Below are 15,891 nucleotides of genomic sequence, written 5' to 3' on the forward strand. Positions count from 1 at the left end.
GGTCAGCGGCGGACGGCCGCGCGGGTGCCCCGGCGGGGACGGGCGCCGCGGCGGGCGAGCCGGCGGCTGAGGCCGCCGTCCCGGGCCTCGGCCCGGGTCTGCAGGCGCAGCCGGATCTCGGCGCCGCCGAGCAGCACGGAGCGGCCCACCGCCATGTCGCCCCCGGTGGCCTCGGCCATCTTGCGGACGATGTCCAGCCCGAGCCCGGTGGAGCCCTCGCCGCCCTGGCCCTCGCCGCGGCGCAGCGCCGACTCGGGGTCGTCGATGCCGGAGCCGGCGTCCGAGACCATCAGGATCACCGCGTCGTCCCCGGTGTGGACGTCCACCGAGAAGGCGGTGCCCTCCTTGGTGTGCCGGAAGACGTTGCCGAGCAGTGCGTCCACCGCCGCGGCGAAGTCGCCCCGCTGGACGGGCACCATGACGGGGGCGTCGGCGCCCGCCAGCTGCCAGGCCCGCCCCTCGTCCTCGGCCAGCGCCGACCAGAAGCCGACCCGCTCCCGGATGACCTCGGCGGCGTCGCAGCCCACGGCGACCACGGGCTGGTCGTCGACGGTGCGCCGGGCTGCGCGGATGATCTGGTCGACCTCGCGCTCCAGCTGGGCGACGGCGTGCCGGGTGGCCTCGGCCGCGTCGCCCTCCCCCAGCGAGGCGGCGTTGAGCCGCAGCACGGTGAGCGGGGTGCGCAGCCGGTGGGAGAGGTCGGCTGCCATCTCCCGTTCCGCGGCGAGCAGATGGACCACCCGGTCGGCCATGGCGTTGAAGGCCACCGCGGCCTCCCGCAGCTCCTGCGGGGTGCCCTCGGCCCGGCGGCCCTCCACGGGGACGCGTACGGCGAGGTTGCCGGAGCCGAGGGAGCGGGCGGCGGAGGCCAGGCGCCGGGCGGAGGAGACGATGCGCGCGCCCATCCGGTCGGCGACGGCGACCGAGATGGCGACCAGGCCGAGGGCGACCAGGCTGAGGACCAGCCAGGCGGTGGCGACGCCCTGGGTGAGGTCGGACTCGGGGACGTACACCTCCACCACGGCCTTGCGGCTGATGTCCACGGCGACGGGCTGGAGCAGCGCGAAGCCGCCGGGGACGTGGACGGTGAAGGAGCGGCCGCGCCGGGTGGCGGTGGCGAGGTCACCGGCGGCGGCGCGGGCGGTGCCCACGGTAGTGAGGGCCTGTGGGGCGACGGTTCCGCCGGGCGGCGGGACATGGACGGCCACCCGGTGCTCGGCGCCGGCCTGGGTGGAGGCGACGGCGCGGGCCAGCGCGTCGCGGTCGGTGGTGATGGCGAGGGCGGGTCCGAGCGCGGCCGCCTGCCGTTCGGCGGCGGAGAAGGCCCGGTCGCGGGCGGTCTCACGGACCATCAGGCCGAGGGGGATGAGGAAGGCGAGCGCCACCATGGTGGTGCCGGCGATGGCCGCCTTCACCAGCGCCCACCTCACCGGTGGTACCCCCGTCCGGTGTCGGCGGGTCCGCCGGCCGGGCCGGCCACGGCGTCCGGCGGGGCCTCCAGCTTGACGCCCACCCCGCGGACGGTGTGCAGATAGCGGGGGTTGGAGGCGGTCTCGCCGAGCTTGCGGCGCAGCCAGGAGAGGTGGACGTCGATGGTCTGGTCGCCGCCGTAGGTCTGCCGCCAGACCTCGGCGAGCAGTTCCCTGCGCGGGACGACCACCCCGGGCCTGGCGGCGAGGAACGCCAGCAGGTCGAACTCGCGCCGGGTGAGGTCCAGCATGGCGCCGTCCAGGGCGGCCTCGCGCCGCTGGAGGTCGATGTGGAGGCCGCCCACCCGCAGCAGCTGGGCGGCCGGTGAGGCGCCGGCTCCGGAACGCCGCAGCACGGCGGCCATCCTGGCGGAGAGGTGCTCGCCCGAGAAGGGCTTGATCAGGTAGTCGTCGGCGCCGTCGTTGAGCAGGCGGACGATCTCCGCCTCGTCGTCACGGGCGGTGGAGATGATGACCGGGACGTTGGTCAGTCCGCGGATCATCTTCAGTGCCTCGCTGCCGTCCAGATCGGGCAGTCCGAGGTCCAGGATGACCAGGTCGCAGCCGACCTGGGCGACCTCCCTCAGCGCCTCCAGCGCGGTGCCCACGCTGCGGACGGCGTGGCCGGCGTCCGAGAGGTGCCGGATGAGCGCGGAGCGGACGAACGGATCGTCTTCGACCACGAGCACAGTTGCCATGGCCCGCACCGTACGCCATTCGGGTGATTCACGTGCATGACATGGCGACGCTCCCGATGCGGCAGTATTGCCCCCGATGTGGAGAGGAATCATGCACACCGGCGCATGGGCGGCGGCCACCGGAGCGGCGGTGTGGCTGTCGTGGTTCGGGGTGCACGCGGTGCTGTCGGACGACGCGTTCGACCCGCCGCGAATCCTGACGGTCCCTCCGGCGGACCCCGCGGACGGCCCCTCGGCCTCCTCGACCCGGCTGCCCGGGGGCGAGCTGGGCCCGGCGACGGCCCGTGCCCCTCAGCCGTCGCCGCAGCCCGTGGGGAGTGCCCGGGAGACCGCCACGGTCGGGCGGCACCAGCCCGATCCGGGCACCCGGCGGCCCGCCCCCGGCCCCGCCACCTCGGCGTCCGGCCAGGTCGACGTGGGCGATGTGCGCAGCGTCTCGGTGCACGGCGGGCGGGTGGCGCTGGAGATGCACCCCGGCTCCGCGGAGCTGGTGTCGGCGACCCCCGAGCCCGGGTGGGACATGCAGATCTGGCACAGCGACCAGTGGATCCGGGTGGACTTCTCCCAGGGCACCGTCACCGACTCGGTCTTCGTCACCTGGAACGGCCACCCGCCCACGGTGCAGACCGTCGACCCCTGACCGGCGCGGGCTCAGAGCACCTTGCCGGGGTTGAGGATGCCCTGCGGGTCGAAGACGTCGCGGATGCCGCGCTGCAACTCCAGCCCGACCGGCCCCAGTTCGCGGGCCAGCCACTCCTTCTTGAGCAGACCCACCCCGTGCTCTCCCGTGATGGTGCCGCCCAGCTCCAGGCCGAGCGCCATGATGGCGTCGAAGGACTCCCTGGCCCTCGCCGCCGCCGCGGGGTCCGCCGGGTCGAAGACCACCACGGGGTGGGTGTTGCCGTCCCCGGCGTGGGCGCAGACCCCGATGGTGAGGTCCCGGCTCTCGGCGATGGCGGCGACCCCCGTCAGCATGTCGGCGAGCCGGGAGCGGGGCACCGCCACGTCGTCGATCATGGTGGTGCCCATCCGCTCCAGGGCGGGCAGCGCCAGCCGCCGGGCCTGCAGCAGCAGTTCGGACTCGGCGGCGTCCTCGGCGGGCACCACCTCGGTGGCCCCCGCGGAGCGGCAGAGGTCCGCGACGGCGGCGAGGTCGGCGGCCGGGTCGGGGGTGTCGAAGGCGACCAGCAGCAGCGCCTCGGTGGACTCGGGGAGTCCCATCCGGGCCATGGAGTTGACGGCCCGTACGGTGGTGCGGTCCATCAGCTCCATCAGTGACGGGGTGTGCCCCGCCGCGGTCACCGCGCACACCGCCTCGCAGGCGGCGGCGACCGAGGGGAACTCCGCGGCCAGCGCCAGCTGCGGCGCGGGGGCCGGGCGCAGCGCAAGGACGGCCCTGACGACGACGCCCAGGGTGCCCTCGGCGCCGACGAAGAGCCGGGTGAGGTCGTAGCCGGCGACGCCCTTGGCGGTGCGGCGCCCGGTGTGCAGCAGGCGGCCGTCGGCGAGGACCACGTCCAGCCCGAGGACGTACTCGGCGGTGACGCCGTACTTGACGCAGCACAGACCGCCGGACCCGGTGCCGATGTTGCCGCCGATGGTGCAGGACTCCCAGCTGGACGGGTCCGGCGGGTAGGTGAGGCCGTGCTCGGCGACGGCACGGGAGAGCGCGGCGTTGACCACGCCGGGTTCGACGGTGGCGGTGCGGTTCACCGGGTCGACGTCGAGGATGCGGTCCATCCGGGTCAGCGAGAGCACGATGCAGCCGTCCACGGCGTTGGCGGCGCCGGACAGACCGGTCCTGGCGCCCTGCGGCACCACCGGCACCCGCAGCCGGGTGGCGGTGCGCAGCACGTGCTGCACCTGCTCGACGGTGGACGGGTGGACCACCACCGCGGGCGATCCCGCCTCGCAGAACCCCGCCATGTCGCGGCGGTAGGCGGCGGTGACGTCGGGGTCGGTGGCCACCGCGTCGCGCGGCAGGCCTTCGAGGAGCAGTTCCACCAGGTCGCTCATGGCTGTGCCGTCCTCCTGCGTGCCGTGTGCCGTCCCGGCCTGCAACTCTTCCGCGAGTCGCAGGCCGGGACAAGACCGCGGCGGCCCCGGGTCGGCCCTCAGAGGTTGCCGCGCCGCTCCTGCTCGCGCTCGATGGCTTCGAAGAGCGCCTTGAAGTTGCCCTTCCCGAAGCCCATGGAGCCATGCCGCTCGATCATCTCGAAGAAGACCGTCGGCCGGTCCTGGACCGGCTTGGTGAAGATCTGCAGCAGGTAGCCGTCCTCGTCGCGGTCGGCGAGGATCTTCAGCTCGCGCAGCTCGGCCAGCGGCACCCGGGTCTCCCCGACCCACTCGCCGAGGGTGTCGTAGTAGCTGTCGGGGGTGTCCAGGAACTCCACCCCGGCCTCCCGCATGGCCCGCACCGAGGCCACGATGTCATTGGTGGCCAGGGCGATGTGCTGCACCCCGGGGCCGCCGTAGAACTCCAGGTACTCGTCGATCTGGGACTTCTTCCTGGCGACCGCGGGCTCGTTGAGCGGGAACTTCACCTTGCGGGTGCCGTCCGCGACGACCTTGGACATCAGCGCCGAGTACTCGGTGGCGATGTCGTCGCCGACGAACTCCTTCATGTTGGTGAAGCCCATGACCCGGTTGTAGAAGGACACCCACTCGTCCATCCGGCCGAGCTCCACATTGCCGACGCAGTGGTCCACCGCCTGGAAGAAGCGGCGCGCCGGGGGCGTGGTGATCGGCTCCCGGGTGGCGTAACCGGGCAGGTACGGACCGTCGTAGCCGGAGCGGTCCACCAGGGTGTGTCGGGTCTGGCCGTAGGTGGCGATGGCGGCCAGCACCACGGTGCCGTGCTCGTCCTTGAGCTCGTACGGCTCGGCGAGGCCGGTGGCGCCGTGCTCGACGGCGTAGGCGTAGGCGTGGCGCACATCGGGCACCTCGATGGCCAGGTCGACCACGCCGTCGCCGTGCTCGGCGACATGGCCGGCCAGGAAACGGCCGTGCTCGGTGGACGCCTTGACCACCGAGGTGAACACGAAGCGGGCGCCGCCGGACTCCAGGACGTAGGAGGCGGTCTCCCGGCTGCCGGTCTCGGGGCCGGCATAGGCGACACAGCGCATGCCGAAGGCGGTGGAGTAGTAGTGCGCGGCCTGCTTGGCGTTGCCGACGGCGAAGACGACGGCGTCCATCCCGCGCACCGGGAAGGGATCGGCCTGCCCGGCGTGCGCGGGAACGGCGTGCGAGGTGGTGTCGGTCATGCGGTCTCCCTGTGGGGCGTACGCGCCCGGTACCCGGCTGTACAGCTGTGTGGGGTTACCGTGGCCCTGCTCACACCGTTGCGCAACCGTCGGCGAAACCACTGGGCACTCTGTACAGCACCGCCCCGCCCGGGGCAGCATTCCTGTACAGGTTGTGCACTGATCGGAGCCGCATGGACGACACCGCACTGGACCATCTCGACGGCCGGCTGATCCGGCTGCTCGCCGAGGAGCCCCGGATCGGCGTGCTGGAGTGCTCCCGCCGTCTGGGGGTGGCCCGCGGCACCGTCCAGGCCCGGCTGGACCGGCTGCGCTCCAGGGGGGTGATCCGCGGCTTCGGCCCTGAGCTGGAGCCGGCCGCGCTGGGATATCCGGTGACCGCGTTCGCCACCCTGGAAATCTCCCAGGGGCAGGGCCGGTCGGTGCGGGCCCATCTGGCCTCGGTGCCCGAGGTGCTGGAGATGCACACCATCACCGGGCAGGGGGACATGCTCTGCCGGCTCGTGGCCCGCTCCAACGCGGATCTGCAGCGGGTGATCGACCGGGTGGTCGGGTTCGAGGGCATCGTCCGGGCGTCCACCGCGATCGCCCTGGAGAATCCGGTGCCCTATCGGGTGCTTCCCCTCGTGGACCAGGCGGCGGCTGCGGACCGGGCGGCGGCGCCCTCCGGCCCGCACTGAGCAGCGGCCGCGGGCCGCCGGTGCCCGGGTCCGGTCAGCAGGTGGGGAGGCGTCCGCCGCCGCGGAGGGCGGAGAGGGCGGCGAGGGTGCCGTCCAGGGTGTCGACCGGGATCAGCCGCAGGCCCCTGGGGGTGTTGACCTGGGCCTCGGAGCACTCGGCGCGCGGCACCAGGAAGACGGTGGCGCCGTCCCGAGCGGCGGCCTGCGTCTTCAGCGCGACGCCGCCGACCGGGCCGACCCGCCCGGCCGCGTCGATGGTGCCGGTGCCCGCGATGACCCGGCCGCCGGTGAGGTCGCCGCCGGTGCCGTCCCCGGCGAGCTTGTCGATGATGCCGAGGGTGAAGAGCAGTCCGGCGCTGGGGCCGCCGACGTCGGCGAGGTGCAGGGTGACCTTGACCTGGTCGGGCCGCAGACCGAGGTGGTGCAGCGCGGCCGCGGTGGCGGCGTCCTGGGACTGCCGCATCTCGGCGGTGTTCTGCCGGTCCACCTGCTCCACGGACCGCCCCGCCGGGTAGACCGCCTCGCTGGGGACGACCGCCCGGTCCGGGTCGGGCCAGGCCGCAAGGGCGTGCAGCAGGGAGATCCGCTCACCGGGCGGGGTGGCCGCGATGGTGGTCATCCGCAGCTGCCCGGTGGTCTGCCGGACCGGCCGCCCGCTGATCTCGATCACCTGGACGCCGCGGTATCTGCCGAGGGTGTCGGCGGTGATACCGGGCTGCATGATGGTGTACGGCAGCGGGGCGAGCGCCGCCACCGCGTAGAGCACGGCGACCAGCAGGGCGCAGAGCGCGAGGGCGCGGGCACGGGGCGAGGCGATGACGGCAGGCACGTCCGGAATCAAAACACAGCCGGACGCCCGGTGCTCACACGGACCGCCACCGTACGCCCCGGCTCACCGGGACTGCCGGGACTGCCGGGCCGGCCGCTCGAACGGATGCCCTGCCCGAACCTGGTCGCCGTGCTGCTCGTGCAAGGTGGCCGCGGTGAGCAGAGCACCGGCCGGCTCGGCCTCCAGGGCCCGGTCCGGCCCTCCGTGCGCTCAGCGCAGCGCGTCGGCGACCTCGGTGGCCGCCTCCACCACCCGCGGGCCCACCCGCTCGGGGACGAGGCCGCTGAGCATCACCACGCCCACGCTGCCCTCGATCCCGCTCAGCCCGACCAAGGCGGCGGCGGCGCCGCAGGCTCCGGACTGCTCCTCGGCGCGGGTGATGACGAAGCCGGGCTCGGGCCGGTGGCCGTTGCCACGGGCGGCGAGGATGGCCCGTCCGGCGGCGCTCTCGTCCAGCGGGTGGCGCAGTCCGGTGCGGTAGGCGACGTGGAAGTCGGTCCAGCTGGGCTCGACGACGGCGACGGCCAGCGCCTCGCTGCCGTCGACCAGCGTCAGATGCGCGGTGGCGCCGAGGTCCTCAGCGAGGCTGCGCAGCGCGGGCAGTGCGGCCTCGCGCAGCAGGGGGTGGACGCGGTGGGCGAGCCGCAGCACGCCGAGGCCGACCCGGGCCCGGCCGCCGATGTCGCGGCGGACCAGTCCGTGCTGCTCCAGGGTGGCCAGCAGCCGGTACACCACGGTCCGGTTGACGCTGAGTCGACCGGCGAGCTCAGTGACCGTCAGGCCCCGCTCGGAGTCGGCGAGGAGCTTGAGGACCCTGACTCCCCGGTCAAGGGTCTGGGAGGTCTCGGCGGTCACGACGCTCGTTCCTTTCCGCGGCGGTCAGCGGGGCCCGACCGGGCGGTGGGGGCTCCGATCGGACACACAGGGCTCGGTGACGGCGTCGTTGGCGTCGTCGGCCCTTCGGCGCTCCCTGGGGGGAGCGTCCACGAAAGGTAGTGAGCCGGATGCACTCAGCGGAAGTGGTTGTCCAAAATTCGGTCATGATCGAGATCTGAGACGGCCTCTTATCCGGACATCCCGGGCGAAACAGCGGGCAGGTGAGACCGTTTCGTGTCCTGATGCGGAACCGGGTCCGGAGTTCGGACACGCACCGAGAGGCGGCACACCGCGCCGCCCGCGTGCATGTCGCGGGTGCCGCGATCCCCGCCCTCCACGGCTCCGCGGGGCCCCTGACGGCCGGGCGGCGCGGCCGCCGGGCGGCCGGGCCCGGCCATCCAAGGCGTCCGTACCCGGCTCCCGCGCGAGTTCCCGCAGGTCAGCTCGGGCGGACCGCCCATTCCTGGATCTTGGCGATCCGGGCCTTCAGCTGCCCGGCCGTCGCCTGGGCGGTCAGCGGACCGCCGCAGACCCGCCGCAGCTCGTTGTGGATGGTGCCGTGGGGCTGGCCGGTGCGGTGGTGCCAGGCGCCGACCAGGCCGTTGAGTTCCTTGCGCAGCTCCCTGAGCTCCTGATGGGTGACCACGGGCCGTTTGTCGGCGGGGAGTTCGAGGAGGTCCGCCTCCTCGGCCGGCTTGCCCTTGCTGCGCTGGATCTGCCGGTGCTGGCGCTTCTGCAGCAGCATCTGCACCTGGTCCGGCTCCAGCAGTCCCGGGATGCCGAGGTACTCCTCCTCCTCCTCGCTGCCGGGGTGCGCCTGCATGCCGAACTCCATGCTGTTGTACAGCACCCGGTCGAAGACCGCGTCCGACTCCAGCGCCTCGAAGGAGAGCCCCTCCTGCTCGCCGTCGGGCTCGTCCTTGGCCTGGTTGGCCTGGGCGACGAGGGCGTCCTCCTCGTCGAAGAGCCCCTCGCTCTCCCGCTTGGGCCGGTCCAGCACATGGTCCCGCTGGAGCTCCATCTCATTGGCGAAGCCCAGCAGCATCGGCACTGACGGCAGGAACACCGACGCCGTCTCGCCGCGCTTGCGGGCACGGACGAACCGTCCGACCGCCTGGGCGAAGAAGAGCGGGGTGGAGATGGAGGTGGCGTAGACGCCCACGGCGAGCCGCGGCACGTCGACGCCCTCGGAGACCATGCGGACGGCGACCATCCAGCGGTCGTCGCTCTCGGAGAAGTCGGAGATCCGCTGGGAGGCCTCGGCCTCGTCGGACAGCACCAGGGTGGCCTTGTGCCCGGTGAGTTCGCGGATCATCTTGGCGTAGGCGCGGGCCGCGGTCTGATCGGAGGCGATGACCAGGCCGCCCGCGTCAGGAATGGCCTTGCGCACCTCGGTGAGCCGCCGGTCGGCGGCCCGCAGCACATTGGGCATCCACTCGCCCTGCGGGGCGAGCGCGGTCCGCCAGGCCTGGGCGATGGCGTCCTTGGTCATCGGCTCGCCGAGGCGGGCCTCGATCTCGTCCCCGGCCTTGGTGCGCCAGCGCATGTTGCCGCTGTACGACAGGAAGATCACCGGGCGGACGACATGGTCGGCCAGCGCGTGCCCGTAGCCGTAGGTGTAGTCGGCGACGCTCTTGCGGATGCCGTCGCCGCCCGCGTCATAGGTGACGAAGGGGATGGGGTTGGTGTCCGAGCGGAAGGGCGTCCCGGTGAGGGCGAGCCGCCGGGTGGCCGGCTCGAAGGCCTCGAAGCAGGCCTCGCCCCAGGACTTGGAGTCACCTGCGTGGTGGATCTCGTCCATGATCACCAGGGTCTTGCGGCCCTCGGTGCGGTTGCGGTGCAGCATGGGGTTGACGCCGACGCCCGCGTAGGTGACCACGATGCCGTGGTAGTCGCGGGAGAGCGGCCCCGAGGAGTACGCCGGATCCAGCCGGATGCCGATCCGCGCCGCCGCCTCCGCCCACTGCTTCTTCAGATGCTCGGTCGGTGCGACCACCGTGATCTGCTGCACCAGATGGTTGTGCAGCAGGTACGACGCCAGCGTCAGCGCGAACGTCGTCTTGCCGGCGCCGGGGGTGGCGACCGCGAGGAAGTCCCTCGGCTGGGTTTCGACGTACTTGTCGAGGGCCCCCTGCTGCCAGGCGCGCAGCTTCCCCGCCGTGCCCCAGGGGGCGCGTCCGGGGAAGGCCGGGGAGAGGTGGTGGGATGTGGTCGCGGTACTCACGGTCTCCGAGGGGTTCGTCGGGTAAAAGCGCAGGTCAGCGACGTATCGCCAGCCGGGCAACGGTCGCACGACCAGCCCAGACTACCGGGCTCCCCGGCGTCGTCAGGCCGAAGCACGCGGCCTCGCGGCAGCCTTCCGGAGTGTGCCTGGTCACAGTGGGACAGCCCGTTCCGGGCGGGGGCCGGGGGCCGCCAGGAGGTGGGGCGGCCGGTTCAGCTCGGGCCCGGCGCGGGAGCCGCCGGCCGGACGCGTCCGGAGACCGCGGCACCCAGCAGGGCCACCCCGGTCATCACCACGAAGATCACCGCGAAGCCGCCGGTGGAGCCGGTGCCGGTACCGCCCGAGCCGTGGGCGGCCGCGGCGCCGCCCAGTCCGGAGAAGAGCACTCCGGCCAGGCCGACCAGCAGGATGTTGCCGAGCGCGTCGCTCACCTGGAGGGACGCGGAGTTGGCGCCGGCCTCGTCCGGGGCGGACAGGCTCATCATCAGCACGCTGATGGAGGACACCGCCATCCCCATCCCGGCGCCGCCCAGCGCCCAGGCGCAGGCGACCACGGCCGCCGGCACCGCCGGAACCAGTGCCAGCGCCGCACCCGCGATGGCCGCCGCCGTCAGCAGGAGCCCGATCCGGATCAGGGCGTGGCGGTGCCGCCCGGCCCAGGGACGGCCCTGCAGCCAGGAACCCAGCGCCCAGCTGAGCCCGCCGCTGGTGAGGGAGAGGCCGGCCAGCGTGGGCGACAGATGGCGCTGGGTGACCAGCATCAGCGGGATGAACGCCTCGGCGGCGAAGAACGCCCCCGCCGCGACGCCGCGCAGCAGGATGACGGTGGGCAGCCCCCGGGCGCCGCGCAGGGTGCCGCGGGGCAGCAGTCCGGCAACGGCGGGCCCGAGCAGCGCCGCCCCGGCCACCGCGGGCAGCAGCGCGATCAGGTCGAGCCGCTGCCCGGCGTACTGCAGCAGTCCCGCGCCGGCGGAGACCGCCAGCGCCAGCCGGATGCGGCGGCCGTCCAGCGTCCCCCCGGGGAGCGGGGCTCCGCCGCTGCTCCGCTCGGCGCGGCGCAGCGCGGGGGCCATCACCGCCAGGGGCAGCAGGATGAGCACCGGGATCGACAGGAACACCCAGCGCCAGCCGAGGTGCTCGGTGACCGTTCCGGACACCGCCGGGCCGATGATCGAGGGCACCACCCAGGAGGCGGAGAAGGCGGCGAAGACGGAGGGGCGCAGCCGTTCCGGGAAGGCACGGCCGACGACCACGTAGAGCGCCACGATCACCAGTCCGGCGCCGAGGCCCTGGATCGCCCGGCCGGCCACGAAGAGCCACATGTTGACGGCGGTGCCGGCGACCAGCAGGCCACCGCCGAAGACCGCGATGCCGGTGAACAGCGGGGCGAGCGGCCCGCGCCGGTCGCACCACTCGCCGGAGACCACCATGGCGAAGAGGCTGGTGGTGAAGAACCCGGAGAAGGCGAAGGCGTAGAGGCCCAGTCCGTGCAGCCGCTCCGCCGCCACCGGCATGGCGGTGTTGACGGCGGTCGCCTCGAAGGCGATCAGCAGCACCACGGAGACGATGCCGAGGGTGAGCGCCCGGTACGGGGCGCCCAGCACTCCCGGGAGGTCCTCCGCCGCCCCGCCGGGGCCGCTGCCGGGTCCGGCGAGGAGATCGTCGGGGCGCTGGTCGGCGGACGGCGAGGAGGCAGTGGTCATGCTGTTCAGGGTAAGGCCTCAAAGCGGTGTTTGATCCTGACCTGTCGTCCGGTCACGACTCGGTCTCAGGACGTAGGTCCCGGCCCCTTGAGCGGCCCCCGGCGCCGGGCTGCGGAGAGTTCCAGAATCCCGGAGATCAGCGCGAGAACCCGTGGGGGCCGGGGGATCCCGGAGGGCCCGTACGGGCGCCGGGCGGGCGGCCCGGCGTGGCGGCGCCCGCCGCCCCGCGCCCCGGCAGGGAGGATGCGTGGTCATGGCGCGCTATCAGTCGTACGACGGCACCCCCCTCGCCTATCGCACCCTCGGCCCGGAGGCCGGCCGTCCGGCCGCGCCGCCACTGGTCTGCCTGGCGGGCGGACCCGGCCGGGACGCCGCCTATCTGGAGGACCTGGGCGGACTGGACCGCGATCTTCCGCTGGTCCTGCCCGACCTGCGCGGCACCGGTGAGTCCAGGGCGGCCACCGATCCGGCCGGATACTCCTTCCCCCGGCTGGCGGAGGACGTGGAGGCGCTCCGGGCGCATCTGGGACTGGAGCGGTTCGCCCTGCTCGGCCACTCGGCCGGGGCGGTGGTGGCGCAGGCGTACGCGGCGCGCCATCCGCAGCGGCTGAGCCGGCTGGTACTGGTGACCCCCGGCACCCGGCTGCAGGACCGGCCCACCGCCGACGCCCAGGAGATCTTCCACAGCCGCCCCGACGAGCCCTGGTACCCGGAGGCGGTGGCGGCCCTGGAGCGGCTGGCCGACGCCCACGAACTGACCGAGATCCGACGGCTGCTGGCCCGGGTGGCGCCCGGTACCTACGGCCGCTGGGAGGAGCGGCAGCGGGCGCATGCCGCCGGGGAGGAGTCGCAGCTGCACCCGGTGCCCAGGGCGGCCTTCTGGCAGGGCGTGGACGAGGCGGTGCGGCGCGGCGTCACCGATGCGCTGGGCACGCTGGCCGCACCGGTGCTGGTGGTCACCGGGGACCGGGACGGGGCCAGCGGGGTGGCCGCCGGGGACATCGTGGCGGGGCAGTTCCCGGGCGGACGGCACACCACCCTGGCCGGCTGCGGCCACTACCCGTGGGTCGACCGGCCGGAGGAGTTCCGGCGCACCGTCAGCGCTTTCCTGCTGGGCGATCCACCGGCGGGGTTCCCGGCCTGACGGGCCGGCGGGCGCGGCTCCCGGAGTACTGCCGCGCCGCCGTCCGGAATTGATTTTCCGGCAGGTATTGACGCGACCGCCGCCGAACCCCCTATGATGAATGCATCGGAATCAAGGACAGGAGTCGGCTGATGGACAGGAAGACGGCGGTCACCATGACGCGCTGCACCTGTGCCCGGCGCGCCGACAGCTGTTGTCCCACCGCGTGTCGTCCCGCGGTCTGTTGCGCCTGAGGCGCCTGCTTCCCCCTGTTTAGCGCTCCACCTCTCCCGGCCGTGTGCCCGAGTGGTTCAGGGAACCGCCTGCAAAGCGGTTTACACCGGTTCGATCCCGGTCACGGCCTCTGCATTCCCGTCGTTCGCACTGTTTCTACTCCCCCTGCTTCTGTCCCCACTGTTTCGCGCTCCACCCTTCCCGGCCGTGTGCCCGAGTGGTTCAGGGAACCGCCTGCAAAGCGGTTTACACCGGTTCGATCCCGGTCACGGCCTCTGCATTCCGCCGCATTTCCCAGCCGGTGGGCGAAATTCGCCCACCGGCAATTCGGCATTCTCTGGAACGCAGGTGAACCGCACGCGGACCGGCCGCGTACCCACGGGCGACGGTGTGGTGACAGCCCGCGGGAACGCCGGCGCAACGGTCAGACGACGGCGTCCTGCGGCCGGACAGGAAGGCGGGTGACGGGCCGTCCCGTGGCAGCACGGACGGCGGCGGCCACGGCGGCCGGGGCGACCACGGCGGGTGCCGCTCCGGCCGCCTTGGCCCCGAAGCTCGCCACCACGTCCCGCTCCTCCACCAGGGCCGCGATCCGCACCTCGGGGGTGTCCAGCGCGGTGGGCAGCCGGTAGCCGGCGAAGGAGGGGTTCACCAGCCGCCCGTCCTCGGCCTGCAGTTCCTCCAGCAGGGCCAGGCCCACGCCCTGGGTCACCCCGGCCTCGATCCGGGCCTCGATCTGCCGGGGGTTGAGCGCCCGGCCGACGTCCTGAGCCACCGTCACATCGACCACCCGTACGGCGCCCAGCTCGATGTCGACGTCCACCACCGCCCGCATGGCGCAGAAGGCGAGCGAGACGAAGGCGTCTCCCTGTCCCGCGTCGTCCAGGGGCTCCGTGGGGTGCGGGCGGCACTGGGCGGTCGCCCAGAGCTCCTTGCCCTCCAGTGCCTCGCTCACCGGCATGCCGAGCACCCCGTCATAGGAGGTGATCTTGCCGTCGGCGATCTGCAGCAGCTCGGGCGACATACCGAAGTTGGCGGCGATGGGCTGCAGCAGCTGGTGGCGCACCATCTGCGCGGCCTTCTCCACCGCGCCGCCCGACACCCAGGTCTGCCGGCCTCGCGAGGTGGGCCCGGCGGCGGGCTGGTCGGTGTCGACGGGAGCGATCCAGACGTCGGTGACGCCCAGCACCTCCTGCACGATCTGCCGGGCCAGGGTGGTGAAGCCCTGTCCGGTGTCCACCGCCGCGCAGATCACGGTGGCCTGCTCGCCGCTGATCCGCACGGTCGCCGTGGAGACCTCGTCGGCGCCCTCGGCGCCCAGCATGTGCACCATGCCGACCGCGTAGCCGATCCCCCGGCGCACCGCGGCCGGATCCCCGGCGCCGCCCGGGCCGCCGGGCAGCAGCCACTCGGTGTCGGGCTCGTCCACCGGCAGCGGGGGGAGCGGTTCGGCGGCGACCGCGTCCAGCAGCGCGCCGACCGGCGCGGGGCAGGTGACGGCCTGTCCGGTGGGCATCAGGTCGCCGGTGGCCATCGCGTTGCGGCGGCGGATCTCCAGCGGGTCGACGCCCAGCTTGGCGGCCAGCTTGTCCAGCTGCGACTCGTAGGCGAAGCAGGCCTGGAGGGCACCCTCGCCGCGCATCCGTCCGGCGGGCGGGTTGTTGGTGCGCACCGCCCAGGCGTCCACGAAGACGTGCGGCACCACATAGGGTCCCGCGGAGAAGGCCGCGGCCGCGGCCAGTGCCTCGCTGGAGACGTCCGCGTAGGCGCCGCCGTCCAGCAGGATCTGTGCCTCCACCTTGACCAGGTGGCCCAGCGCGTCGGCGTGGTGGCGGTAGCGCAGCAGCGCCGGGTGCCGGTGGGTGTGGGCGTGGAAGGACTCCTCGCGGCTGAGCGCCATCTTCACCGGGCGGCCGGTGCGCTGCGCCAGCAGCGCCAGCACCACCTGGAAGGAGAGGTCCTCGCGGTCGGTGGTGGCGCCCGGCACCCCGGTGACCACCAGCCGCACCCGGTCCGGCTCCAGGCCGAGGCAGGCGGCGGTGCGATCGCGGTCGCCGTGCGGGTCGGTGGACGCCAGGTGCAGCTCCACACCCCCGTCGGGGCGGGGCACGGCCAGACCGGCCTCGGCGCCGATCGGCGCCGGGTCCTGACGGCCGACCTGGTAGAGGCCCTCCACCACGACCTCGCCGACCGCCTCCGGGTCGCCGAAGCGCAGCGGCAGATGGCGGAAGAGGTTGCCGTCCGGGTGCAGCGGCGCGGCGTGGAAGGCCTTCTCCGGGTCGGTGACCGGCTCCAGCACCTCGTACTCCACCGCGATGGCGGCGGCCGCCAGCCGTGCGGTGTCCGGGTGGTCGGCGGCGNNCGGCGATCACCGGGCCGTGCGGGGCGCCCGCGATGCGGCCCTGGTGGTCGGCGGGCAGGTCGGCCGCGGTGACCACGGTGTGCACGCCGGGCAGGGCCAGGGCGGCCGAGGCGTCCACGGAGACGATCCGGGCGTGCGGATGCGGGGAGCGCAGTACGGCGCCCCAGAGCAGCCCCTCGGCCCACAGGTCGGCGGCGTACGGGTAGCTGCCCAGCGCCTTGGGCAGCGCGTCCTGACGGACCGGGGAGGCCCCCAGGCCGAAGGGCTCCGGCCCGGACGGCTCCGCCGCGGGGTCGGCGCCGGGCTCGGCGGGGGCCGCACCCGGCAGGCCGCCGAGCGCGCCGCCGACCGCGCTGCCGGGCTCGGGGGCGGCGCCGGCGGCGCCGGCCGCGGTGTCGGTGGGGGAGGTCATGCGCGGTCGTCCTCGGGG

Annotated in this window: 12 protein-coding genes, 2 tRNA genes and 1 pseudogene; 5 read left to right on the forward strand and 10 right to left on the reverse strand. The window is 73.9% G+C overall.

Annotated elements, in window-relative coordinates; genetic code table 11:
* Positions 1–2: 2 nt before the first annotated feature.
* Together AOK09_RS09800 and AOK09_RS09805 are read right to left on the reverse strand one after the other, a co-directional pair.
* Positions 3–1,430, reverse strand: coding sequence for a sensor histidine kinase (locus AOK09_RS09800; protein WP_055586746.1), 1,428 nt, complete (start codon positions 1,428–1,430; stop codon positions 3–5).
* Entirely contained in the window at positions 1,427–2,167 is a 741-nt protein-coding gene (locus AOK09_RS09805) for a response regulator transcription factor (protein ID WP_055586747.1), read from the reverse strand. Before AOK09_RS09805 ends, AOK09_RS09800 begins: the two co-directional genes overlap by 4 nt.
* 91 nt (positions 2,168–2,258) lie before the next feature.
* Between AOK09_RS09805 and AOK09_RS09810 the strand changes: the two genes are divergently transcribed.
* Complete coding sequence (locus AOK09_RS09810; protein WP_245687206.1) at positions 2,259–2,807, forward strand: hypothetical protein; 549 nt, start codon at positions 2,259–2,261, stop codon at positions 2,805–2,807.
* A gap of 11 nt (positions 2,808–2,818) precedes the next feature.
* Here AOK09_RS09810 and AOK09_RS09815 read toward each other — a convergent pair whose 3' ends face one another.
* Entirely contained in the window at positions 2,819–4,183 is a 1,365-nt protein-coding gene (locus AOK09_RS09815; RefSeq protein WP_055586749.1) for an FAD-binding oxidoreductase, read from the reverse strand.
* A 98-nt stretch (positions 4,184–4,281) separates the two neighbouring features.
* Positions 4,282–5,430 carry a 4-hydroxyphenylpyruvate dioxygenase gene (gene hppD, locus AOK09_RS09820; RefSeq protein WP_055586750.1) on the reverse strand — a complete coding sequence of 383 codons (1,149 nt, stop codon included), beginning with the start codon at positions 5,428–5,430 and terminating at the stop codon, positions 4,282–4,284.
* Positions 5,431–5,603: 173 nt separating this feature from the next.
* Here hppD and AOK09_RS09825 point away from each other — a divergent pair, with 173 nt between their 5' ends.
* Positions 5,604–6,110 carry an Lrp/AsnC family transcriptional regulator gene (locus tag AOK09_RS09825; protein WP_055586751.1) on the forward strand — a complete coding sequence of 169 codons (507 nt, stop codon included), beginning with the start codon at positions 5,604–5,606 and terminating at the stop codon, positions 6,108–6,110.
* A 34-nt stretch (positions 6,111–6,144) separates the two neighbouring features.
* On the opposite strand, the gene AOK09_RS09830 is transcribed toward AOK09_RS09825, so the two are convergent.
* From AOK09_RS09830 to AOK09_RS09845, 4 genes are all read right to left on the reverse strand, one after another.
* Entirely contained in the window at positions 6,145–6,939 is a 795-nt protein-coding gene (locus tag AOK09_RS09830) for a S16 family serine protease (RefSeq protein ID WP_245687207.1), read from the reverse strand.
* A 210-nt stretch (positions 6,940–7,149) separates the two neighbouring features.
* The gene (locus AOK09_RS09835; RefSeq protein ID WP_055586752.1) at positions 7,150–7,794 is read right to left on the reverse strand and encodes an IclR family transcriptional regulator; all 645 of its coding nucleotides are present in this window, start codon (positions 7,792–7,794) and stop codon (positions 7,150–7,152) included.
* 460 nt (positions 7,795–8,254) lie between these two features.
* On the reverse strand, positions 8,255–10,039 hold the full coding sequence (locus AOK09_RS09840; protein WP_055586753.1) for a DEAD/DEAH box helicase: 1,785 nt from the start codon (positions 10,037–10,039) through the stop codon (positions 8,255–8,257).
* Positions 10,040–10,251: 212 nt separating this feature from the next.
* Positions 10,252–11,742 carry an MFS transporter gene (locus AOK09_RS09845; protein WP_055586754.1) on the reverse strand — a complete coding sequence of 497 codons (1,491 nt, stop codon included), beginning with the start codon at positions 11,740–11,742 and terminating at the stop codon, positions 10,252–10,254.
* Between the two features lie 253 nt (positions 11,743–11,995).
* On the opposite strand from AOK09_RS09845, the gene AOK09_RS09850 reads away from it, so the two are divergent.
* The 3 genes from AOK09_RS09850 to AOK09_RS09860 all read left to right on the forward strand — a co-directional run bounded on the left by AOK09_RS09850 (position 11,996) and on the right by AOK09_RS09860 (position 13,374).
* On the forward strand, positions 11,996–12,886 hold the full coding sequence (locus AOK09_RS09850) for an alpha/beta fold hydrolase (protein ID WP_055586755.1): 891 nt from the start codon (positions 11,996–11,998) through the stop codon (positions 12,884–12,886).
* Positions 12,887–13,157: 271 nt separating this feature from the next.
* Positions 13,158–13,229 (forward strand) — tRNA-Cys (locus AOK09_RS09855).
* A 73-nt stretch (positions 13,230–13,302) separates the two neighbouring features.
* Positions 13,303–13,374: transfer RNA gene (locus AOK09_RS09860), tRNA-Cys, on the forward strand.
* Positions 13,375–13,523: 149 nt separating this feature from the next.
* On the opposite strand, the gene AOK09_RS09865 is transcribed toward AOK09_RS09860, so the two are convergent.
* Together AOK09_RS09865 and AOK09_RS41915 are read right to left on the reverse strand one after the other, a co-directional pair.
* On the reverse strand, positions 13,524–15,459 hold a 1,936-nt coding region (locus tag AOK09_RS09865; protein ID WP_245687208.1), incomplete at its 5' end, for a xanthine dehydrogenase family protein molybdopterin-binding subunit.
* Positions 15,460–15,461: 2 nt separating this feature from the next.
* Positions 15,462–15,873 (reverse strand): annotated as a pseudogene (locus tag AOK09_RS41915) (hypothetical protein); the annotation flags it as partial.
* Between the last annotated feature and the right edge of the window lie 18 nt (positions 15,874–15,891).

Source organism: Peterkaempfera griseoplana (assembly GCF_001418575.1).
GTDB classification, from domain to species: Bacteria; Actinomycetota; Actinomycetes; order Streptomycetales; family Streptomycetaceae; genus Peterkaempfera; species Peterkaempfera griseoplana.